Consider the following 22763-nt stretch of genomic DNA (forward strand, 5'->3'; position numbering starts at 1 on the left):
AGGAGCCGCCATGACTGCCCCCCTCCCGCCGAGCACCGTGCAGGCGCTGCGCGCCATGGCGCCCGGCACGCAAAGCTCGGTGCACTTCAACCATGCCGGCGCGTCGTTGCCGTCCACCGCCACGCTGCAGGCGATCCATGCGCATCTGAAGCGCGAAGCGGCGCAAGGTCCGATGGAGGCCGGCGTCGCGGCGCGCGATCTGACCGAAGCGGCGCGCACGCTGGCGGCGCAACTGCTCAACGCCCAGGTCGATGAAATCGCGCTGACGGGAGGCAATTCAGCCGGGTGGGGCGCGGCTTTCGCGGCGCTGCCGGGGTGGCGGCCCGGCGACCGCATCCTGGTCGGCCGCCACGAATGGGGCGGCAACCTGGCCACCATGCGGCTCCATGCGGCGCGCGCCGGCGCCACGCTGGAGACCATTGCGTCGGACGACAGCGGATGCGTGGACGCGCAGGCGCTGGAAGCCATGTTGGACGAGCGCGTGCGGCTGATCGCGCTGACCTGGCTGCCCGCCAACGGCGGTCTCATCAACCCGGCCGCCGCCATCGGACAGGTCGCGCGCCGGCATGGCATTCCCTATTTCGTCGACGCCGCGCAGGCAATCGGACAGATCCCCATCGATGTGGAGCAGGTCGGCTGCGACGTGCTCAGCGGCCCGGGCCGCAAGGCCTTGCGCGGGCCGCGCGGAACCGGAATCCTGTACGTGCGGCGCGCCTTCCTGGACCGCCTCACGCCCGCCTTCGTCGATACGCATTCCGCGCCGCTCGATGCGGATGGCCAGCCCGTCCTGCGCCCGGACGCCGCGCGCCTGGAGTCCGCCGAGAACTCGCTGGCGCTGCGCTGTGGCCTCGCCAATGCCTTGCGCGAGGCGCTGGATCTGGGGCTGGACACGATCCGAGCCAGCATCGACGCCAACGCCCAGGCGCTGCGCGCCGAACTGGCGGCGATTCCCGGCGTCACCGTGCTGGACCAGGGCCGCGAAAAATCCGGGCTGGTTGCGTTCAACGTGGCAGGCCAGGACGCCGCGGACGTGCAGCGCAGGCTGTCGGCGCAGGGCATCACGATCGGCAGCAACGGCGTGCCCTACACGCCGCTGGACATGCAGGCCCGCGGCCTGGACCGGATCGCGCGCGCGTCGGTCAGTTACCTGACGAGCAGCGCCGAGATCGACCGCCTGCTGGAAGCCTTGCGCGCGCTGGCCGGCCAAACCCGCGGTGGGCGCGGAGCAGCGGGCTAGGCCCGCCCCGCCATCGCGCCGCGCCTGGCAAACGGCGACCACTTCGTGAAGACGAGCAGGTTGCCCAGCATCACCAATGCCAGCCCCGACAGCGCCTGGGGCGTCCACCGGTATCCCTCGACGACGGTAGACACGCTCAGCGCGACGACCGGGAACAACACCGTGCAGTACGCCGCCCGGGCGGGGCCCATGCGGCCCACCAGCGTCAGATAGGCGGTGAAACCGACGATGGACCCCGCCACGGCCAGGTACAGCAGCGCGCCCACGTAGGGCGGCGAGGGATCGAAGTCGAACGGCAGCCCCGTGGCCACGCAGCCGGCCAGCAGGATCGCCGCGCCGTAGAGCATGCTGTAGGCATTGCCGGTGAGCGGCCGGATGCCGGCGCGCTGCTGCAGCGACGACAGCATGTTGCCCGTCGAAAAGCACAGCGTGCCAAGCAGCGCAAACCCCAGGCCCAGCAGGGTTTCATGGCTGGCCTCCTGGCTCGCCAGCTCCGGCCAGAACAGCAGCGCCAGGCCGCAAAAGCCCAGCGCCCCCGCCGCCATGACGCGCGCCGTGATGCGGGTGCCGAACCACAACCGCGCATTGACGGCGTTCCAGAGCGTCGCGGCGGAAAACACCACCGACACCAGGCCGCTGGGAATCCACTGCGTGGCCGAATAGAAGCACAGGAAATTCAGGCAGAACAGGCACAGGCCCTGGCCCACGCACAGCCAATGGCCGCGCCGGTCCAGCTTCTGCAGTTTGCGCATCAGCCGCAGCGCCGCGAACAACAGCAGCCCCGCCAGCGCGAAGCGGTAGAAGATCGACACGGGAATGGCGACCACGCCGAGCTGCAGCTTGATGGCGATCCAGGTCGTGCCCCAGATCAGGACGGTAAGCAGGTAGAGGGAAAGATTCATGATGCGGCGTGCGCCGGGCTGCTGCGCAAAGATCGAATACGGACGCCGGCGGCCGCCCCGGTCGCCGGGCATCCAGTGTGCGCCGGGCTGCCGCGCCGCGATTGCCGGTTCTTGCGCTTTTGTCCGAATCGGGCGCGTCGCGCGCGCGGGATCGCAGTAGCATTCCTTCCCATGGGCAACACCGCTACGGCCCCGGCCGATTTCTCCGTCTTCCGCACCCTGTCGCGCTCCACCGCGACGCTGCAGCGCGCCGCGTCGCTGGGCGAAGGCATGGCGATCTCGCAATGGTCGCGCACCGCCCGCGAAACGCTGGCCTACGACACGCCCGGCCATCACACGCTGTCGCTCTACCTGCAAGGCGGCGACAAGTCGTTCCGGGTCGGCCAGGACGCGCTGCATGGCGGCGCGGACAAGTTCTGCGTGCTGCCCGCCGAGCACCATTCCCGCTGGTGCATGAACGACAACGTGCATTTCCTGCACCTGTACATCGCGCCGCAGCGCCTGGCGCGCGAAGCCGTCATGCGGCTGGACTGCGAACCGCGCACGCTGGAGCTGCGCGACCGCACCTACATCCACGACGACTCGCTGATCGACGTCTGCCGCCGGCTGCTGGGCACCGACTGGAGCCAGCCGGCCGACCGCCTGGCCGCGAGCAGCGCGGCCGAGACCGTGCTGCAACACCTGCTGGTCCAGGGCGTTGCGCGCAAGACGCCGCAGCCCGCCCGCGGCGGGCTCGCCCCCGGCGTGCGCCGCCGCGTCATGGACTACGTGGACACCCATCTGGCCGATCCCCTGACGCTGGACGAACTCGCCGGCGTCGCGGCGCTGTCCACCTATCATTTCGCCCGCATGTTCCACGCCTCGTTCGGCGAGCCGCCTCACGCCTGGGTGCGCGGCCGGCGCCTCGCCCGCGCCAGAAGCCTGCTGGCGACGGGCAAGGGCGACCTGGCAGGCATCGCGCAAGCCTGCGGCTTCGGCAGCGCCAGCCACCTCGCGCGCGTCTTTCGCGACGCCATCGGCGTCACCCCTGGCCAGTACCGCAGCGCGCGCGCCAGCCACTGACACGGCGCGCTGGCGGGCGGTGTTCCGCACCGTGCGGTCTACAATGGCGCATCGCCCTAGCGGCCTCACTCGGCCTGATCCTGCCTGCACCGACGCGATGCCGTCCCCGACCTCTCGCGAACCTTCCCCCCTCGCCGATAGCGCCAGCCAGCGCCGCCTGGGCGCGCACTGGCTGGCCGAACTGATCCGGTTGCGCGAAGCGCACTGGGGCCCGCTGGAGGACGCGCAGGCGGTGCGGCAGGTGCGACAGCTCGATGCCGACCTGCCATCGCGCATCCTGGCCCGCGCCACGCTGCTGGCCCAACGGGAAAACCTGATCCCCCTCGTCGAGGCCTGGCGCCGCAGCGCCACGGCCATGCTGGTCGTTCTCTTCCTGCTGGCGCTGGTCTCCGGCGCGGGCGCCGCCCTGGGCGCGCTGGGCGACGGCACGCGCCCGGTCAATGTGCTCTGGGCCATGGGCGCGCTCCTGGGCCTGCATGCGCTGACCTTCCTGGTCTGGCTGGCGAGCTTCCTGCTGCGGCCCTCGGCCGTCACCGGGCTTGGCCGCCTCTGGCTCTGGGCCACGCGCAAGCTGGCGCGCGGCCCGGACGGCGCGCTGGTGCCGCAGGCCTTCCTGAATCTGCTGACGCGCGCGGGCGCCTTGCGCGGCCTCTTCGGCAGCATCAGCCATCTGCTGTGGCTGACGGCGCTGTGCGCCGCGCTGGCGACCCTGCTCGTGGTGCTGTCCACCGCCAGCTACCGCTTCGTCTGGGCCACCACGCTGCTGGCGCCCGACACCTTCGTCTGGATCACGCAGGCCATCGGCTGGCTGCCGGCCCATCTGGGCTTTCCCATGCCCGACGCCGCCACCATCCGCGCCAGCGACGGCACGCAAGTCCTGCCGGCCGCCGCGCAGGCGCAATGGTCGCTGTGGCTGATCGGCGTCGTGGTGGTCTACGGCATCGTGCCGCGCCTGATCGCCGGCGCGCTGTGCGCGGCGGCCACGCTGCGCGCGCTGCGGCGCGTGCGCATCGATCCCGCACTCGCCGGCTTCTCCACGCTGCGCGACAGGCTCGAACCGCCCGCCCTGTCCACCGGCATCGACCGTCCGGTCGATCCCCTGCACGAACCGCGCGTGCACGCGCCGGCGCTGGAGGGGCTGGGTGGCCAGCCCGTGCTGCTGGGACTGGAATTGCCCGCGGACCTGGCCTGGCCTCCCGCGGACCTGCCCGACGGCATCCGCCAGGCAGGCAACCTGGATACGCGCGTCGAGCGCAACCGGGTGCTCGATGCGCTGGCCCGGTCCGCCGCCTCGCGCCTCCTGATCGCCTGCGACGCGCGCCAGACGCCCGACCGCGGCACCCTGTCGCTCATTGCGGACCTGTCCGCGCATGCGGGGCAGACCCGCGTCTGGCTGATCCTGCCTCACGCCGGCGCCGACACGCGCGCCGACCTCTGGCGCGACCGGCTGCTGGCGCTGGGCCTGCCCGCCGCCGCCGTCCTGCAGACGCCGGTCGCGCCGCTGGACTGGCTGGAGACCGGCCATGGCTGACCCCCTCATCAAGATCGCCCTCGTCGGCCACACCAACACCGGCAAGACCTCGCTCCTGCGCACGCTGACGCGCGACACCAGCTTCGGCGAAGTGGCCGACCGCCCCGGCACCACGCGCCACGTCGAAGGCGCGCGCCTGCGCCTGGATGGACGGCCCGTGCTGGAATGGTTCGATACGCCGGGCATGGAAGACAGCATTGCCTTGCTGGAGTACCTGGAGCGCCTGGACCGTCCCGGCGAACGGCTCGACGGTCCCGCGCGCATCCGCCGCTTTCTGGACACGCCCGAAGCGCACGGCCGCTACGAGCAGGAAGCGCGCGTCCTGACCAAGATGCTGGACTGCGATGCGGCGCTGTACGTCATCGACGCGCGCGATCCGGTGCTGGGCAAGCATCGCGATGAACTCGCCATCCTGGCCGCTTGCGGACGGCCCCTGCTCCCGGTGCTCAACTTCGTGAACGCGCCGGCGCACCGCGCCGACGAATGGCGCGACGCCATGGCGCGGCTGGGCCTGCACGCGGTGGTGGAATTCGACACCGTGGCGCCGCCGCTCGATGGCGAACAGCAGTTGTACGCCAAGCTCGGCGTGCTGCTGGACCGCCACGCCGGCGCGCTGGCGCGGCTGTCCGGCAGCCTGGCCGCGCAGCGACGCGAGCGCCACGCCGCGGCCTACGAACTGCTCGCGGACCTGCTGATCGACGTCGCCGCGCTGCATCTGTCCAGCCCCAGCGACGACGGCGCGCTCGCCGCCGCTTCCGGCCTGCTGCGCGACCAGGTGCGCCAGCGCGAACAGACCTGCGTGAACGCGCTGCTGGCGCTCTACAACTTCCGCGCGGCGGATTACGCCGACGACGCGCTGCCGCTGCAAGGCGAACGCTGGGGCATGGATCTGTTCCATCCGCAGGCGCTCAAGGACATGGGTGTGCAGGTCGGCATGGGCGCCGCCGCGGGCGCCATGGCCGGCGCCGCGGTCGATCTGATGAGCGCGGGCCTGAGCCTGGGAACCGGCATGCTGATCGGCGCCGCCGCGGGCGGGCTGTGGCAGGGTGTGGAAAAGCTCGGCAAGCGCGTCGCGGGCAAGCTGCGCGGCTGGCGCGAGATCAGCGTGGACGATGCCGTGTTGCGCCTGCTTGCGTTGCGCCAGCGGCAGTTGATCGAAGCGCTGGAACGACGCGGCCATGCCGCGCGCGAGCCATTGCGGCTAGACCTCCCGGCCGATGATGCATGGCGCAAGGGCCCTTTGCCCGAAGCCCTGAAGGAAGCGCGCAGCCGGCCTGAATGGTCGGCCCTGGGTAAACACTATGAAGACAGCGACCGCCGCAAGCGCGTGCTGCATGAATTGGCGAAAACCCTCGCATCCACGCCGCTGCCAGCCGATTGACCGGCAGCCCGCATGCCCCGCCAAACGCACCATTCAACGCGTACGGCAAGCGCGTAATAACCCCAATCCAAACCGATTGACGCTTAAACGAATGCGTCGATAAGATTCGATCTGCATCGACGCGGGTCCGTCCCCGTCATGTCAATCACAAGGGGTTGGGTCTATCGACTCCAGCAGCAACGCCATGCCCCGGAACCCCATGGGGCCGGGGCCCTGTCACTTCTGTCGCGCTATCCGCGCACCACACGGAGCATGAGGGCTATGCGTACTTTTCACCACTTCAAGCAGGCGGCGCTTGCCGCTGCCGTGGCCGCCTCGCTGGCATTCAGCGCCGGCGCGGCCGCCAAGACCCTGCATTGGTCGTACCAGGGCGACGCCACGTCGATGGATCCGATGGCCCTGAACGAAACCTTCACGCTGGGCTTCCAGGGCAACATCTACGAAACGCTGGCCGGCTACGACGGCGACCTGAAACTCACGCCGCTGCTGGCCGAAAGCTGGGAAAACCCGGAACCCACCAAGTGGGTCTTCAAGCTGCGCAAGGGCGTGAAGTTCCATGACGGCTCGCCCTTCACCGCCGACGACGTGATCTTCTCGTGGAAGCGCAGCCTGACGCCCGGCTCCGACATGAAGGGCTACGGCGCCAAGGCCACCGACATCAAGAAGGTGGACGACTACACCATCGAAGTCACCACGCCCACGCCCAACCCCATCCTGCCGCGCGAATGGGTGTTCCTGTACATCATGAGCAAGAACTGGGCGGAGAAGAACAAGACCACCGAGGCGACCAACGTCAAGGGCGACAACCAGGGCAACTACGCCAACCTGCACGCCAACGGCACCGGCCCGTTCATGCTGACCGAACGCCAGCCCGACGTGAAGACCGTGCTCAAGCGCTACGACGGCTACTGGAACAAGAACATCAAGACCAACATCGACGAGGTCATCTTCCAGCCGATCACGCAGGAAGCCACGCGCGTGGCCGCGCTGATCTCGGGTGAAATGGACGTCGTGCAGCCTGTGCCGGTACAGGACTGGAAGCGCCTGGAAGACGCCAAGGGCGTCAAGCCGCTGACCGCGCCCGAAGCCCGCGCCATCTTCATCGGCATGGACCAGGACCGCGACGAGCTCCTGTTCTCCGACGTGAAGGGCAAGAACCCGTTCAAGGATATCCGCGTGCGCGAGGCCGTCGTGCTGGCCGTCGACACCAAGGCCATCAACGAAAAGATCATGCGCGGCGCGGCCAAGCCGCTGGGCTCGCTCATCGCCACGTCCATCAACGGCTACGACGAATCCTTCGGCGCGCCGTACAAGCCCGATCCGGAACGCGCCAAGAAGCTGCTGGCCGAAGCCGGCTATCCCAAGGGCTTCACCGTCACCATGGACTGCCCGAACGACCGATACGTCAATGACGAAAAGGTCTGCCAGGCCGTGGCCGGCATGCTGGCGCGCGTCGGCATCAAGATCAACCTGCTGGCGCAGACCAAGTCCAAGTACTTCGGCAAGATCCTGCTGCAGGCCGGCAACCAGACCAGCATGTACATGCTGGGATGGACGCCCAGCTCGACCGACGCGCACAACACGCTGCTCAACCTGACCTCGTGCCGCGACGCCAAGACGGCCGCGGGCCAGTTCAACCTGGGCGGCTACTGCAACAAGAAGGTCGACGAGCTGACCAACAAGATCGGCGTCGAAACCGACCAGGCCAAGCGCAACGCGATGATCAAGGAAGCCTTCGGCATCGTGCGCAGCGACTTCGGCTACCTGCCGCTGCACCAGCAACCCATGTCCTGGGGCGTGAAGGAAAACGTCACCGTCACCCAGCGTGCCGACGACGTGCTCGATCTGCGCAACGTCGTGCTGCCGTAGCGCGGCGCTTGATGCAACCCCGGGCGGCGCGTGCCGCCCGGATGCGCCCGGCCCAGCCCCCATTCCCGCCCTGCGCGCGGAACCCGGCCCGGCGCCATCCGAACAAGAGGGCTTCCTGAGATGCTTTCCTTTATTGCGCAGCGGCTGTTCCAGTCGGTGCTGGTGATGCTGACGGTGGCGCTGATCGCGTTCGCCATGTTCCGCTACGTGGGCGACCCGGTCGCCAGCATGGTCGGCCAGGACACGACGCCCGAGCAGCGCGCCCAGTTGCGCGAACAGCTCGGCCTGGACGATCCCTTCATCGTGCAGTACGCCCACTTCGTCGCCAATGCGGTGCAGGGCGACTTCGGCATGTCCTACCGCCATCGCCGGCCGGTCAGCGAACTGCTCGAAGAGCGCATGCCCGCCACACTGGAATTGTCATTCGTGTCCGCCGTCATGGCGCTGGCGCTGGGCATTCCCATGGGCATCTACACCGCGCTCAAGCGCCACGGCGTGCTGTCCAAGGCCTTCATGGCGATCTCGCTGGCGGGCATTTCCCTGCCCACCTTTCTGATCGGCATCCTGCTCATCCTGTTCTTCGGCGTGCAGTTGCGCTGGCTGCCCAGTTTCGGGCGGGGCGACGTCGTGAGCCTGGGATGGTGGACCACCGGCTTTCTCACCAAGTCCGGCTGGCTGGCGCTCATCATGCCCGCCATCACGCTGGCGCTCTTCCAGATGACGCTCATCATGCGCCTGGTGCGCGCCGAGATGCTGGAGGTGCTGCGCGCCGACTTCATCAAGTTCGCGCGGGCGCGCGGCCTGCCCGAAAGGCTGATCAACTTCCGCCACGCGCTCAAGAACACGATGGTGCCCGTCATCACCATCACCGGCCTTCAGCTGGGTTCCATCATCGCCTTCGCCATCATCACCGAGACGGTGTTCCAGTGGCCCGGCATGGGGCTCCTGTTCATCCAGGCCATCAGCATGGTGGACATCCCGGTCATGGCCGCCTATCTGGTGCTGATCGCCTTCATGTTCGTGGTCATCAACCTGGTCGTCGACCTGCTGTACTTCGTCGTCGACCCGCGCCTGCGCGTGCAGAGCAAGTGAATGGCGGTAAAAAAGGAAATCGCATGATTGCTCGCATCGCCCCCTTCTTCACGCGCGCCGCCGACAGCGACCTGTGGCACAGCTTCAAACGTTCGCCGGGCGCCATCGTCGCCGCGATCGTCACGCTGGTCATCGTGCTCGGCGCGTTGTTCGCGCCGGTCGTGGCGCCCCACAATCCGTTCGATCTCGCGTCCCTCAGCATCATGGACGCCAACACGCCCCCGGCCTGGGAAGAGGGCGGCAGCCCCGACTTCCTGCTGGGCACGGACGACCAGGGCCGCGACATCCTGTCGGCAGTCATGTACGGCTCGCGCGTATCGCTGCTGGTCGGGTTTGCCTCGGTGCTGTTCTCGATGGTGCTGGGCGTGACGCTCGGCCTCATCAGCGGCTACGCGGGCGGGCGCGTCGACAGCTTCATCATGCGCATCGCCGACGTGCAGCTCTCGTTTCCCGCGATCCTGGTCGCGCTGCTGATCGACGGCGTGGCGCGCGGACTGCTGCCGCGCGACATGCACGACCAGCTTGCGCTCTACGTGCTGATCTTCGCCATCGGGATTTCGGGCTGGGTGCAGTACGCGCGCACCGTGCGCGGCTCCACGCTGGTCGAGCGCAACAAGGAATACGTCCAGGCGGCCAAGCTGATCGGCATCGGCCCCATCACCATCCTGCGCCGCCACATCCTGCCCAACGTCATGGGACCGGTGCTGGTGATCGCCACCATCCACCTCGCGATCGCCATCATCACCGAAGCCACCCTGTCGTTCCTGGGCGTGGGCGTGCCGCCCACCGCGCCGTCGCTGGGCACGTTGATCCGCATCGGCAACAGCTACCTGTTCTCGGGCATGTGGTGGATCTCCATCTTCCCCGGCATCGCGCTGGTTGCGCTGGTGCTGTCGGTCAACCTGCTGGGCGACTGGCTGCGCGACGCGCTCAACCCCAAGCTGCGCTGAGATTGCCATGGCCTTGTTGAACATCGAAGACATCCGTATCGAATTTCCCAGCCGCCGCGGCACGATGGTGGCGGTGGACGGCGTATCGCTGTCCCTGGAAAAAGGCGAGATCCTGGGCGTGGTGGGCGAGTCCGGCGCGGGCAAGTCCACCATCGGCAACGCCGTCATCGGCCTGCTCGAAGCGCCGGGACGCCTGGCCGGCGGGTCGGTGCTGCTGAACGGCGAACGCATCGACACGCTCACGCCGGCGCAACAGCGCAAGGTCCGGGGCCGGCGCATCGGCATGATCTTCCAGGATCCGCTGACCTCGCTCGACCCGCTGCAGACCGTGGAAAGCCAGCTGGTCGAAACGATGCTGGTCCACCTGGACCTGTCGCACGACGCGGCAATGCAGCGCGCCGTGCAGCTCCTGGCACAGGTCGGCATCGACCAGCCCGAGCTGCGCGTCCAGCAGTACCCGCATCAATTCTCGGGCGGCATGCGGCAGCGCGTGGTGATCGCGCTGGCGCTATGTTGCAAGCCCGAGGTCATCATCGCCGACGAGCCCACCACCGCGCTGGACGTGTCGATCCAGGCGCAGATCCTGGACCTGCTCAAGAAGCTGTGCCGCGAAGAGCAGGTCGGCATGATCATCATCACGCACGACATGGGCGTGATCGCGGACGTGACGGACCGCGTGGCGGTGCTGTACCGCGGCAAGCTGGTGGAGCAGGGTCCCACCGCCAAGATCCTGGGCGACCCGGACCATGCCTACACGCGCAGCCTCATCTCGGCCGTGCCGCGGCCCGACATCAAGCTCAAGCGTTTTCCGCTGGTGACCTACATCGAATCCGTGAGGACGCCCGCGCAGCCGCTGGACCTGGCCACGCACTGGCTGGGCCAGCGCCGCGACTTCGGCAAGCGCACGGACGGCCCGCTGGTCCAGGTGCGCGACCTTTCCATGCGCTTCGTGCTCAAGAGCGCCTTTTTCAAGCGCAACCAACGCACGCTGGACGCGGTCAAGCGCGTCAATCTGTCGATCGGCGAGGGCGAGGTCTTTGGCCTGGTCGGCGAATCGGGATCGGGCAAATCCACCGTCGCGCGGCTGATCTCGGGCCTCTACACGCCCAGCGAAGGCTCGGTCACGTTCGGCGGGACCGACCTCACTGCGCTCAAGGGCGAGAAGGAACTCAATCCCTTCCGCCGGCAGATCCAGATGATCTTCCAGGATCCCTTTTCGTCGCTGAACCCGCGCATGCGCGTGCTGGACATCGTGGCCGAGCCCATCCGCTTCCACAAGCTCGCGCCCAGCGAGGCGGAAACGCGCCGCATCGTGGCCGACCTGCTGGACGTGGTGGGCCTGGCCGACCGCGCCGCGGAACGCTTCCCGCACGAATTCTCAGGCGGCCAGCGCCAGCGCATCTGCATCGCGCGCGCGCTGGCCACGCGGCCGCGCTTCCTGATCTGCGACGAGCCCACGTCGGCGCTGGACGTGTCCATCCAGGCGCAGATCCTGAACCTGCTCAAGGACCTGCAGGAAGAGCTGGGCCTGACCATGCTCTTCATCAGCCACGACCTGCCGGTGATCCGCCAGATGTGCGATCGCGTCGGCGTCATGCGCCATGGCGAGCTGCTGGAAGTGGCCGAAACGGAAGCCCTGTTCGAACACCCGCAGCACCCCTACAGCCAACATCTGCTTGGCCTCATGCCCCGCCTGCAGTCCATGTCCCGCGAAGGGCTGGACGTGGTGGGCTGAGACCCCGCGCAACCGGAGCCCTCCTGACATGACCGCGACACGACAGACCCTCTTCATCGGCGGCAAGGTATTCGACGGAATGGGGCGGATGCTGCCCGGACACGGCGTGCTGGTCGAGGGCGCCCGCGTGGCGCGGGTGGCGCCCGCCGGCGAGTTCTCGGGCTACGCGGGCGCGCGGGTGGACACCACGGGCATGACGCTCACGCCCAGCCTGGCGGACTGCCACGTGCACCTGGTCTACACCGGCGGCGCGGATCCCAACGCGCAATTGAGCAAGCAGGGCCCGGCGCAGATCACGCTGACCGCGCTGGAAAACGCGCAGGCCAGCCTGCGCGGCGGCGTCACCGCGCTGCGCGACTGCGGCGGCAAGGACTACCTGGAATTCGGCGTGCGCGACGCCATCGCGCGCGGCGTTTTCCCCGGCCCCACCATCAAGGCGTCGGGCCGCATCATCTGCATGACGGGCGGCCACGGCAACCGCATCGGCCGCGTGGCCGATGGCTGCGAGGAAGTGGTCAAGGCGGTGCGCGAACAGGTTCACGCGGGCTGCGACCTCGTGAAGATCATGGCGACGGGCGGGGTCATGACGCCCGGCGTCAGCCCGATGGACGCGCATTACAGCTTTGACGAAATGAAGGCGGGCGTGCACGAGGCCAAGCGCTTTCGCAAAAGCACGGCCAGCCACGCGCAGGGCACGCAGGGCATCCTGAACGCCGTGCGCGCCGGCATCGATTCCATCGAGCACGGCATCTTCATGGACGACGACTGCCTGCGCGAGATGCTGGAAGCCGAGACCTACCTGGTGCCCACCATCGCCGCCGTGCGCAACATCATCGCCAACGCCGACAACGGCATTCCCGCCTACGCGGTGGAAAAGGCCCGCGCGGTGGAACAGCGCCATCGCGAGTCGTTCCAGATGTACTACAAGGCCGGCGGGCGCATCGCGCTGGGCACGGACGCGGGCACGCCCTTCAACCTGCATGGCGAAAACGCCATGGAACTGGCTTACATGGTGGAGTTCGGCATGACGCCGGTGGACGCCCTGATCGCCGGCACGTCGCGCGGACACGACCTGATGGGCCTGGTTGACCACGGCGTCATCGCCGACGGCAAGGTGGCCGACCTGCTGCTGGTGAAGGGCGATCCCACCGAAGACATCATGCAGGCAGCCGACAAGCGCTTCCATGTGGCCGTGCTGCGCAATGGCGAACTCGCGGCGGGGGCCCTGCCGTCCTGAGCACGGCGGGAAATGAAAACGGGCTGTCGTCATGACAGCCCGCCGCGGGTGCGCCCAGTCTTGCGGCGCACCGGTACGAAGTTCCAGCCGGTTTAGCGCGCGCCGCCCAGGACGCCGCCCATGACCATCATCATGAACTGTTCCAGCGGCATCTTCTTGCCGTTGAAGTCCACCTGGCCGTCAGCGTAGTTCAGGTAGGTCACGATGCTGTCGTTCTCCAGCTTGCCCAGGCCCATCGCGATGGCCATGGTGCCCACCATTTCAGCCTGACCCTTGGCGGTCTGCGCGGCCTGGTCGGCCGGCACGCCGCGCGTCTGCGGCTCGATGGCCATCAGGTCGGCCAGGTTGGCCTTGGACAGCACCAGCTTGGCGTCCAGCTTGCGCAGGGCCTGCACCAGCATGTCGGAAAACTCGCCGTCCAGCGCGGCCGGCTTGGCCAGCGCCAGGTTCAGGTTGAACGTGGACGTGCCGTTGGCGGTGCGCACTTCAAGCGGCGCCACGGCCAGCGTCGGATTGCCGGCCAGCAGTTGCTCCAGGTTGGTCTTGAGCACGGCGCGCTCTTCGTCCGTGAATTCCGGCGTCGTCTGTTCGCCCTGGCTTTGCAGCATGCGGCGCGAGGCGGCCTCGTAGACGTCGTTCAACGCCTTCAGCGCCTTGGAATCCAGGTTCTGCGCGTCGATGACGAGCTTCATGCCGGCCATGTCCTTGGCCTGCACGTTGATCATGCCGAAATCAACGGCCATCTTGGCGCCCATGGCCGGGCCGGCTTCCGTCAGGTCCACGGCGATGCTAGTGTCCTTGAACTGGACCGGAGGCTTCTCCTTGGATGTGATTGTCCAATCCTTGAACGTCACCTTCTGGCTGCCCACGTACATGTCGTTGGCAGCCGGCTTCATGTCGCTGGTCAGGGTGATGCCCTTGACCGCCATGGCGGTGATGTCGCTGTCCTCGGACGGACCGGACAACGCCAGGCTGTCGGCGGCCACGTTGAACACGCCGCGCTTGGTGGACGTGGCGTACTCGAAGTCGCCCTTCATGCCCGAGAAGGCGAGCTTCGAGGCGTCCTTGGCGATTTCCACGGGCGCCATGTCGAAGTTGCCGGTGATGTCTTTGCCGTAGCTGACGCTGTAGTGGCCCGACAGCGGCACCGCGCCCTTGGCGGCGGCGAACCATTCCTTGACGGTCGGCGTCTCTTCCAGGGCGAAGTCGCTGGCGACCATGGCCGGCACGAACTTGCCCGACTTCAGGTTGGACAGCGGCAGGGGGCCGTGGCTCAGGTGTTCGACGAACAGGACCTCATGTTCCTTCGCGGGCGCACCGCCGGTCGCGGGATCGGTGAACTTGATGCGGTAGCGCGCCACGGAGGAGAACACGCCGCGCTCGAACGACGCCAGCTCGGCGACCGCATTGATGCCCCACTTGTCGCCCGCCTTCTTGAGCTCGACGTTCGAGTCCTCGATGGCCTGCTTGACGAAGGCTTCGGCCTTTTGGCCCGTGTACCAGGCCGTGCCGGTCCAGACCGCGCCAAGCGCGACGACGATGCCAACTATTGCCGATTTCTTCATTGCATCCCTTTAGATTCGATAGGTGAAAGCGGACGGATTATAGGGAGGGTCGCCTAGGGAAAACACTTATTTCGTTCTGATTTGATGCGAATTGTTGCTGAACAATACGAACAACACCCCGCGCCGTATGCCGCACCGCCACATCAGCTACAATCCTTTCGTGCGCTATGCCAATCTGCGCACGTCCGCTAGGCCCTTCGCTGCCAAGCTTCGCCCAACCGGGCGCTTCCCTTTTCTCCTTATTCGACCGCCTGGATTGGAGTCTCTCGACTAGAGCGACAGGCTGCCGCTGGAGTTGTTTTGACTACCTCTTCCCCTTTCGCCGACCTCGGGCTGGCTGATTCGCTATTGCGCGCCATCGCCGACACCGGCTACACCGCGCCCACGCCCATTCAGGCCCAGGCCATTCCGCAAGTGCTCAAAGGCGGCGACCTGCTCGCGGCCGCCCAGACCGGCACCGGCAAGACCGCCGGCTTCACCTTGCCCATTTTGCATCTGCTGTCGCAGAAAAAGCCTGAGGCCCGTAAGCCCGGCCGCCCCCGCTGCCTGATCCTGACCCCCACGCGTGAATTGACCGCGCAGGTCGCCGAATCGGTGCAGACCTATGGCAAGTACACCGCGCTGACCTCCATGGTGATGTTCGGCGGCGTCAACATCAACCCCCAGATTTCCGCACTGCGCAAGCCGCTGGACATCCTGGTGGCCACCCCGGGCCGCCTGCTGGATCACTGCGGCCAGAAGACGGTCGACCTGTCGGGCGTGGAAATCCTGGTGCTGGACGAAGCCGACCGCATGCTGGACATGGGCTTCATCCGCGACATCCGCAAGATTCTCGCGCTGCTGCCCAAGCAGCGCCAGAACCTGCTGTTCTCGGCCACGTTCTCGGACGAGATCCGCACGCTGGCGCGCGGCGTCCTGAACAATCCGGGCGAAGTGTCCGTCACCCCGCGCAACACCGCCACCGAGCTGGTCACCCAGACGGTGCACATGGTGGAACAGCACCACAAGCGCGACCTGATCAGCCACATCATCCGTGAAAGCGGTTGGCACCAGGTCCTGGTGTTCACGCGCACCAAGCACGGCGCCAACCGCCTGGCCGAAAAGCTGGTCAAGGACGGCCTGACCGCCGCGGCCATCCACGGCAACAAGAGCCAATCGGCCCGCACGCGCGCGCTGGCCGGCTTCAAGGACAGCACCGTGACCGTGCTGGTCGCGACCGACATCGCGGCCCGCGGCCTGGACATCGACCAGTTGCCCCAGGTGGTGAACTTCGAGCTGCCCAACGTGCCGGAAGACTACGTGCACCGCATCGGCCGCACGGGCCGCGCCGGCGCCACGGGCGCCGCGGTCTCGCTGGTCGACAACAGCGAGATCAAGCTGCTCAAGGATATCGAGCGCCTGATCAAGAAGACGATCGAACGCAAGCCGGTCGAAGGCTGGACGCCGCCGGCCACCAGCGCGGCCGCCTTCGAACGCCAGGAACGCGACGAGGACTCCCGCAACCAGCGCGGCGGTCCGCGCAATGGCGGCGGCGGCCGCGGCGGCAACGGCGGGGCGGGGCGTTCGCGTCCCGGCCAGGGTCAGCCGCGCGCAGCGGCTGGCGGCCGCGCGCCCGCGCCGGCCCGCGCCGGCGAAGGCCGCGCCAACGCCGGTCCGCGTGACGGCAAGCCCACCGACCGTCCGGCGCACGCCGGCCGCGCTGAGGCCCGTCCGCAGCAGAACCACCGCCGCCCAGAAGGCTCGGCGCGTCCGGCCGGCAATGCCGCGGCAGGCCGCCCGTCCGAAGGACGTCCGGCGCAGGGGCGTTCCGGCGCTCCCCGCGCCGCGCTGCTGAGCAAGTAACAGCAAGCAGGTAATATCACCGGCAATCCCAATCCTGCGATCCACGACCCCGCGCCATCATGCCCTTATCCACCTGGTTGACGTTCTTCCTGGCCTCCTGGGCCATTTCGTTCTCACCGGGCGCGGGCGCGATCTCGGCCATGTCGTCCGGCCTGAAATACGGCTTTGCGCGCGGCTACTGGAACACGGCGGGCCTGATCCTGGGCATCCTGTTCCAGTTCGTCGTGGTGGCCGTGGGATTGGGCGCCGTGCTGGCCACGTCCGAAATGGCCTTCAACGTGGTCAAGTACCTGGGCGTGGCCTACCTGATCTACTTGGGCGTGCGCCAGATCCGCACGGACGCCGCGCCGGTCGCGGTGGACGCGGGCGATCCCAAGAAGGCGTCCATCCGCGAACTGGTCATGCGCGGGTTCCTGATCAACACCATGAACCCCAAGGGCACGGTGTTCCTGCTGGCCGTGGTGCCGCAATTCGTGGACCCCGCGCTTTCGCTGACCCCGCAGTACGCGGCGCTGGCGGCCACGCTGGCCTTCACTGACCTGGTGGCGATGGGCGTGTACACGCTGCTGGCGGCGCGCGTGCTGCGCCTCTTGCGCGACGCCAAGCACATCCGCTGGATGAACCGGACCTTCGGGTCGCTCTTCATCCTGGCCGGCGTGTTTCTGGCGACGTTCCGCCGCCATTCCTGAATTTGAAGCGTGGGGCACGCGCCGGCAGCGGCGCGTGCCCCACATGTTTTCATGCACGACACCGGACCGCGCCGGCCTGAAAATGCCGCGTTAAGTAGAATCCTCCGATCATGAGCATTTCCAACGAAGTCGCACGGCGCCGTACGTTCGCCATCATTTCCCACCCCGACGCGGGCAAGACCACGCTGACGGAAAAGCTGCTGCTGTTCGCAGGCGCGATCCAGATCGCGGGCAGCGTCAAGGCGCGCAAGGCGTCGCGCCACGCCTCGTCCGACTGGATGGAGATCGAAAAGCAGCGCGGCATTTCCGTGGCGTCCTCGGTGATGCAGATGGAGTACCGCGACTGCGTCATCAACCTGCTCGACACCCCGGGCCACCAGGACTTCTCCGAAGACACCTATCGGGTGCTGACGGCGGTCGATGCCGCGCTGATGGTCATCGACGCCGCCAACGGCGTCGAGCCGCAGACCATCCGCCTGCTGCAGGTCTGCCGCGCGCGCAACACGCCCATCATCACGTTCATCAACAAGATGGACCGTGAAGTGCGCGAACCCCTGGAACTGCTGTCCGAGATCGAAGGCCATCTGGGCATGGACGCGGTGCCGTTCTCGTGGCCGGTGGGCATGGGCAAGTCGTTCGGCGGCGTGTTCGACATCCGCCGCGACCGCATGCGCGTCTTCCGCCCCGGCCAGGAGCGCCGTTCCGACAACGACGACTTCATCGAAGGCCTGACCAACCCCGAAATCGCCAAGCGCTTCGGCTCGGCATTCGACCAGGCCAGCGGCGAGATCGAACTCATCAACGAGGCCGCCCCCGCCTTTGATCGCGACCAATTCCTGGCCGGCAAGCAGACGCCCGTGTTCTTCGGATCGGCCATCAACAACTTCGGCGTGCAGGAAGTGCTGGACGCCCTGGTTGACCAGGCCCCGCCTCCCGGCGCCCGCGTCGCCCTGCAACGCGAGGTGCAGCCCGAAGAGCCCAAGTTCACCGGCGTGGTGTTCAAGGTGCAAGCCAACATGGACCCCGCGCACCGCGACCGCGTCGCGTTCGTGCGCGTGAGCTCCGGCCGCTTCGAGCGCGGCATGCGCCTGAAGGTGGCGCGCACCAACAAGGAAATGCGCCCGAACAACGTCGTGTCCTTTCTGTCGCAGCGCCGCGAATTGCTGGACGAGGCGTATGCCGGCGACGTGATCGGCATTCCCAACCACGGCGTGCTGCAACTGGGCGACGTGCTGACCGAGGGGGAAACCCTGCAGTTCACCGGCCTGCCGTTCTTCGCGCCCGAACTGTTCCAGGCGGTCGAAGTGAAAGACCCGCTGCGCACGAAGCAACTGCGCACCGGACTGACCCAGCTGGGCGAGGAAGGCGCGATCCAGGTGTTCCGTCCCGAGGCGGCCGGCGGCTCGCTGCTGCTGGGCGCGGTCGGCCAACTGCAGTTCGAAGTCGTCGCCCACCGTCTCAAGACGGAGTACGGCGTGGATGCCCGGATGCTGCCGTCGCGCTACACAATGGCACGTTGGATTACGTCTGAAAACCCCAAGGCGCTGCGCAAGTTCATGGATGCCAATGCCGCCCATATCGCCTATGATGTGGTGGATGCTGCGGCGTTTTTGATCGGTTCTCCCGCGCAGTTGCGCGTCGCCGAGGAACTGTATCCCGATGTGAAATTCCACGCCATGCGCGAGCACGGCGGCAAGGTTTTCGGAGAAAAAGCGTAAACCCGTTCGGGTTCCGCACGGCAGATTGAGGGTAGCAATGTCTTGGCGTTTTTTATTTGCAACGCTCCTGATCGCGCTCGGCGCGTCGGCTTGGGGCGGGCTTCAACTGGGTGATTGGCTTGTGGCGCATGCGCCCGCGGCGTCACCCGCTCCCGGGCAGGATGCGTCCGCCTCCCAGCAACCGGTGCTGGATGCCAACGGTCGCCCGTATGTCGCGCAGCCGCCGCAGCCGCGCATCGACGGCACGCTGGGTGTGCCGGACAAACCGGCCGACCGCGAATGGCAGGTCAACACCGTGTCGCTGTTCGACACGGTCAGCGATCCCGCCGTCCAGATCTCCCGCGAACGCATCAGCCCCGAACAGGCGCGCGAAATCGCGGCCGCGTCGCAAGTGCCGCTGCCTTCGGGCACGTCGGACGTCAGCACGATGGATCTGCTGGTTCCCGGCACCTCCACCGCCATCAACGGCGGCGTGGCCGCCGGCGGCAGCTACGGCACGCCGCAGATGGTGCAAGCACCTCCGCCGCCGCCCAACACCGCCCCGGCGGCCGGCGCGCAAGGCTGGCAGGATGCGCTCAAGCGCGAGCTGGCCCACTGCGCCACGCAAGGCTTCTTTGAGCGCCCCTCGTGCTCCTGGAACGCGCGCAACAAGTACTGCGCGCCCAACCGCGCCTGGGGCACCATGGCCGAATGCCCGGCCCGTCCGCAGTAGTCCCGACGCTCGCAGCCTGCAGGCGCAGGCGCGCGGCATGAAAAATGGCGCCCCACGGGGCGCCATTCTTTTTGCAGCCAGCCGCCTTATTCGGGCACGGACATCTGGCTTTGCAGGTAGTTCTGGATGCCGACCTTGTCGATCAGGTCGATCTGCGTTTCCAGGTAATCGATGTGTTCTTCGGTGTCGTCCAGGATGTCCTGGAACAGATCGCGCGAAACGTAGTCGCGCACCGATTCGCAGTAGGCGATGGCTTCCTTGACGGTCGCCTGGGCGCCTTGCTCGAGCTTGAGGTCACAGGCCAGCAGCTCGGGCACGTCTTCGCCGATCAGCAGCTTGTGCAGGTCCTGCAGGTTGGGCAGGCCGTCCAGCATGAAAATGCGGGCGATCAGACGATCGGCATGCTTCATTTCGCCGATGGATTCTTCGTACTCGTGCTTGCCCAGCTTGTCGAAGCCCCAATGGTTCAGCATGCGGGCATGCAGGAAATACTGGTTGATGGCCGTCAGCTCGTTGGTCAGTTGCTTGTTGAGAAACTGGATGACGGTTTTGTCGCCTTTCATGATGGACTCCTTGCAGTCAGGCGCGACGCGAGCGCATCGCGACAAAGGAGCGCACGATGCCGCGCGTACGCAACCCGTGCAGACTACCATTTGGCGCGGTCCCGCGACTAGCTTTGGGCTGCATTTGGTAAACGGCTTTACGAGCGCAACAAGAAAGCGACACGCCAATGAGAATGAGTATGCATGCTTGATGCCTTGCACACTCGGCGACGCATTCAAGCGGGCTGCGCCGGACGTCCTGCGCCAAAAGCGCCGCCCCATGCGCCGTTTGCGCGCGCCGCCCGCGGTCCCTGACAACGCCGCCATGAGCATGGAACGCAGACGGGCCGCGCGTTGCATATCGGCAACCGGATCAGGACCCCTCGCGTCTCGCGTTCCCCCAACACGCTCGCCCATCCCCCTCGCCCGTCAGGCTCACGGCGCGCGCCGCGTGGCGAGCCAGATGCCGAACGCGATGGGAATGATGCCCAGCAGGTCCAGCCACGAGACCGGTTCGCTCAGCACCAGCCAGCCGAACAACAGGCCCAGCGGCGGCATCAGGAAATGCAGCGCGCTGGCCGACGTGGCGCTGGCGCGGCCAAGAATCATGAACCACAGGTAATAGCCCCCCATCGACACGGCGACGATCATGTAGGCCATGCTCCAGACGAGGCTCGCGGTCAGCCGCGCATCGCCGATGTTCTCGCTGGCCAGCGCAAACGGCAGCAGCGCCGCGGCGCCGGCCAAGGACTGGATGCCGGTCGAGGTCCACAGTCCCGACGTCGGCTTGAGACGTTTGTAGAGCAAAGTGCCCGCCACCAGCGCCACCAGCCCGCCCGTCACGAGCAACGTGCCGTGCACGTCTTCCTGCATGCCGGTCAGCCGCGATCGCAGCACCAGCGCCACGCCCGCCAGCCCCAGGCTCAACCCCAGCAGCTTGCGCCAGCCCAGGCGCTCGCCCAGCAGCGGACCGGCCAGCACCCCGATGAGCAGCGGATTGGTGCTGATCAGCACCGCCGTGAAAGCGGACGACACGGTAATCATGCCCGACCAGCTCAAGCCCAGGTACAGCGCGTTGTTCAAGACGCCCAGCAGGATGAGGGAGGCAAGGTCGCGGCCGGCGGGCAGCTTCCAGCGTCCGCTGGCCGCCGCCAGGCCCAGCATCAGCGCGCCGGCTATCAGAAAGCGGACCGTCAGAAGCGTGAGCGGCGGGCAGTCGCGCACCGCGATCTTGGCGGCCGCGAAGGCCGAACTCCACAGGAAGCAGAACGCGGCGATGGGCGCCAGGCTGACGCCTGGACCGCCGGTCGCGGGCAGGGCGCAGGCAGGGGTTGAAAGAGCCTTCATGCAAGATCCGGCAAGAGTCTTAAGCCGCAGGCGCGGCGGGTTGATGGCATTCTCCGCGCCGCCCGATCCATTGACAAACTCTTTATTCAGATCGAAAGTATTTGAAAATCAAATGGATGTAGAGGCCGCCATGCTCGATCTCGATCTTTTGCACAGCTTTGTGTCGGTAGTGGAAACCGGCGGCTTTACCGCTGCGGGCGAACGCGTGCACCGCAGCCAGTCCACCGTCAGCCAGCAGATCCGCAAGCTCGAGGAGACGCTGGAGTGCCCGCTCTTCGTGCGCGAAGGGCGCCAGGTCCAGCTCACCGAAGAGGGCGAGCGCCTGCTTGGCTACGCGCGCAGGATGCTCGCGCTGTCCACCGAAGTGCGCGAAGCCGTCAGCGGCCGCAAGCGCGTGGACGTGATCCGCCTGGGCATTCCGGACGATTTTGCGGTGGACGCGCTGACGGGCGTGGTGGCCGCCTTCGCCCGGGCCAGGCCAGCGGTGCAGTTGTCGGTGCGCTGCGACCTGACCGCCGTGCTCACCCGCAGCCTGGAGCGCGGGGACCTGGACGTGGCGCTGCTCAAGCGCGAGCCGGGCACCGGGGCGTCCCTGGCCGCCTGGCCGGAACGGCTGCACTGGCTGGGCAGCGCGTCGGTCCCGGTGCCGCTGCCGCCGGACGCGCCCGTGCCGCTGGTGGCCTTTCCGCAGGGCTGCATCTACCGCAACCGCGCGATCCATGCCCTGGAGTCCGCCGGACGGCGCTGGCGCATCGCCTACGAAAGCCCGAACCTGTCCGGCGTGCAGGCCGCGCTGGCGGGCGGCCTGGGTATCGCCCTGCTGGAGCGGCGCTGCGTCGCGGCGGGCCACCGGATCCTGGACGTGGGCCTGCCGGCCGTGCCGCCATCTGAACTGGCGTTATGCGTGGCCGGGTCCGCGCGCGAACCCGCGCGTCAGCTTGCGATGAATATCAGGGATTTTTGCGAGAAGGAAATGACGCGGCTCGCCGCATGAAGGCAGCGAGCCGGTAACGTAGGCCAATGCTCAGGCCGGCCAACGCTCAGGCGATGGCAACCAGGGGGATCGGGAAGCTGCTGTTGGCAGCCGGCGTGTCCGATTCCACCAGGGCGGCGGGCGCATTGACCGGAACGGCGATGGAGCGCACGTCGCAAACGCTGGAGCAGCGGCCGCCCGGCAGGTATTCGGCGGCGGTTGCCGCGCAGCAGCCGCAGCACGTGGCCACGCCCAGCTCGAACTGCAGGTCGGAAAGCGTCGTCGCGCCGGCGTCCACGGTGGCGCGGACTTGGCGTTCGGTGATGGCATTACATACGCAAATGTACATGCGAATGATTATCGAAAAATATTCAGGCCG

General features: G+C 67.5%; 19 protein-coding genes. 14 read left to right on the forward strand and 5 right to left on the reverse strand.

From position 1 onward, the window contains the following. Window positions 1-10 precede the first annotated feature (10 nt). The gene (locus tag BXA00_RS08620) at window positions 11-1237 is read left to right on the forward strand and encodes an aminotransferase class V-fold PLP-dependent enzyme (protein WP_076518009.1); all 1227 of its coding nucleotides are present in this window, start codon (window positions 11-13) and stop codon (window positions 1235-1237) included. On the opposite strand, the gene BXA00_RS08625 is transcribed toward BXA00_RS08620, so the two are convergent. Then, window positions 1234-2139, reverse strand: coding sequence for a DMT family transporter (locus BXA00_RS08625; protein ID WP_076521862.1), 906 nt, complete (start codon window positions 2137-2139; stop codon window positions 1234-1236). The two genes, BXA00_RS08620 and BXA00_RS08625, sit on opposite strands and share 4 nt — an antisense overlap. Before the next feature lie 171 nt (window positions 2140-2310). Between BXA00_RS08625 and BXA00_RS08630 the strand changes: the two genes are divergently transcribed. The 8 genes from BXA00_RS08630 (at window position 2311) to BXA00_RS08665 (ending at window position 12996) form a co-directional block, all read left to right on the forward strand. Beyond that, complete coding sequence (locus tag BXA00_RS08630; protein WP_076518011.1) at window positions 2311-3201, forward strand: helix-turn-helix domain-containing protein; 891 nt, start codon at window positions 2311-2313, stop codon at window positions 3199-3201. A gap of 97 nt (window positions 3202-3298) precedes the next feature. Beyond that, window positions 3299-4732, forward strand: coding sequence for a DUF2868 domain-containing protein (locus BXA00_RS08635; RefSeq protein WP_076518013.1), 1434 nt, complete (start codon window positions 3299-3301; stop codon window positions 4730-4732). After that, window positions 4725-6113 (forward strand): GTPase/DUF3482 domain-containing protein, encoded by a 1389-nt coding sequence (locus BXA00_RS08640; protein WP_076518015.1) that lies wholly within the window; start codon window positions 4725-4727, stop codon window positions 6111-6113. The genes BXA00_RS08635 and BXA00_RS08640 overlap by 8 nt, the downstream gene beginning before the upstream one ends. 261 nt (window positions 6114-6374) lie before the next feature. Then, window positions 6375-7982: an ABC transporter substrate-binding protein gene (locus BXA00_RS08645; RefSeq protein WP_076518017.1), complete on the forward strand. Its 1608-nt coding sequence runs from the start codon at window positions 6375-6377 to the stop codon at window positions 7980-7982. A 120-nt stretch (window positions 7983-8102) separates the two neighbouring features. Beyond that, window positions 8103-9074, forward strand: a complete 972-nt coding sequence (locus tag BXA00_RS08650) for an ABC transporter permease (RefSeq protein WP_076518019.1) — start codon at window positions 8103-8105, stop codon at window positions 9072-9074. A gap of 23 nt (window positions 9075-9097) precedes the next feature. Continuing rightward, on the forward strand, window positions 9098-10024 hold the full coding sequence (locus BXA00_RS08655; RefSeq protein WP_076518021.1) for an ABC transporter permease: 927 nt from the start codon (window positions 9098-9100) through the stop codon (window positions 10022-10024). Window positions 10025-10031: 7 nt separating this feature from the next. Then, on the forward strand, window positions 10032-11759 hold the full coding sequence (locus tag BXA00_RS08660) for an ABC transporter ATP-binding protein (protein ID WP_076518023.1): 1728 nt from the start codon (window positions 10032-10034) through the stop codon (window positions 11757-11759). Window positions 11760-11787: 28 nt separating this feature from the next. Next, window positions 11788-12996 carry an amidohydrolase family protein gene (locus tag BXA00_RS08665; RefSeq protein ID WP_076518025.1) on the forward strand — a complete coding sequence of 403 codons (1209 nt, stop codon included), beginning with the start codon at window positions 11788-11790 and terminating at the stop codon, window positions 12994-12996. A gap of 92 nt (window positions 12997-13088) precedes the next feature. Here the strand turns inward: BXA00_RS08665 and BXA00_RS08670 are convergent, their stop codons facing one another. Continuing rightward, a complete protein-coding gene (locus BXA00_RS08670; protein WP_076518027.1) occupies window positions 13089-14561 on the reverse strand; it encodes a YdgA family protein in 1473 nt (490 codons plus the stop codon). A gap of 300 nt (window positions 14562-14861) precedes the next feature. Between BXA00_RS08670 and BXA00_RS08675 the strand changes: the two genes are divergently transcribed. The 4 genes from BXA00_RS08675 (at window position 14862) to BXA00_RS08690 (ending at window position 19522) form a co-directional block, all read left to right on the forward strand. Next, complete coding sequence (locus BXA00_RS08675; protein ID WP_172805866.1) at window positions 14862-16403, forward strand: DEAD/DEAH box helicase; 1542 nt, start codon at window positions 14862-14864, stop codon at window positions 16401-16403. Between the two features lie 59 nt (window positions 16404-16462). Further along, window positions 16463-17092, forward strand: a complete 630-nt coding sequence (locus BXA00_RS08680; RefSeq protein WP_076518031.1) for a LysE family translocator — start codon at window positions 16463-16465, stop codon at window positions 17090-17092. A 110-nt stretch (window positions 17093-17202) separates the two neighbouring features. Continuing rightward, complete coding sequence (locus tag BXA00_RS08685) at window positions 17203-18810, forward strand: peptide chain release factor 3 (protein ID WP_076518033.1); 1608 nt, start codon at window positions 17203-17205, stop codon at window positions 18808-18810. A 37-nt stretch (window positions 18811-18847) separates the two neighbouring features. Beyond that, the gene (locus BXA00_RS08690; protein WP_076518035.1) at window positions 18848-19522 is read left to right on the forward strand and encodes a hypothetical protein; all 675 of its coding nucleotides are present in this window, start codon (window positions 18848-18850) and stop codon (window positions 19520-19522) included. Window positions 19523-19608: 86 nt separating this feature from the next. On the opposite strand, the gene bfr is transcribed toward BXA00_RS08690, so the two are convergent. Together bfr and BXA00_RS08700 are read right to left on the reverse strand one after the other, a co-directional pair. Next, window positions 19609-20085: a bacterioferritin gene (gene bfr / locus BXA00_RS08695; RefSeq protein WP_057286114.1), complete on the reverse strand. Its 477-nt coding sequence runs from the start codon at window positions 20083-20085 to the stop codon at window positions 19609-19611. Window positions 20086-20499: 414 nt separating this feature from the next. Next, window positions 20500-21411: a DMT family transporter gene (locus BXA00_RS08700; RefSeq protein WP_156902771.1), complete on the reverse strand. Its 912-nt coding sequence runs from the start codon at window positions 21409-21411 to the stop codon at window positions 20500-20502. A 130-nt stretch (window positions 21412-21541) separates the two neighbouring features. Between BXA00_RS08700 and BXA00_RS08705 the strand changes: the two genes are divergently transcribed. Then, complete coding sequence (locus BXA00_RS08705; RefSeq protein ID WP_076521864.1) at window positions 21542-22405, forward strand: LysR family transcriptional regulator; 864 nt, start codon at window positions 21542-21544, stop codon at window positions 22403-22405. Between the two features lie 46 nt (window positions 22406-22451). Here BXA00_RS08705 and BXA00_RS08710 read toward each other — a convergent pair whose 3' ends face one another. Next, entirely contained in the window at window positions 22452-22733 is a 282-nt protein-coding gene (locus BXA00_RS08710; RefSeq protein ID WP_076518037.1) for a bacterioferritin-associated ferredoxin, read from the reverse strand. Window positions 22734-22763 lie beyond the last annotated feature (30 nt).

Origin of the sequence: Achromobacter sp. MFA1 R4 (assembly GCF_900156745.1) — a bacterium.
Taxonomy (GTDB): domain Bacteria; phylum Pseudomonadota; class Gammaproteobacteria; order Burkholderiales; family Burkholderiaceae_B; genus Achromobacter.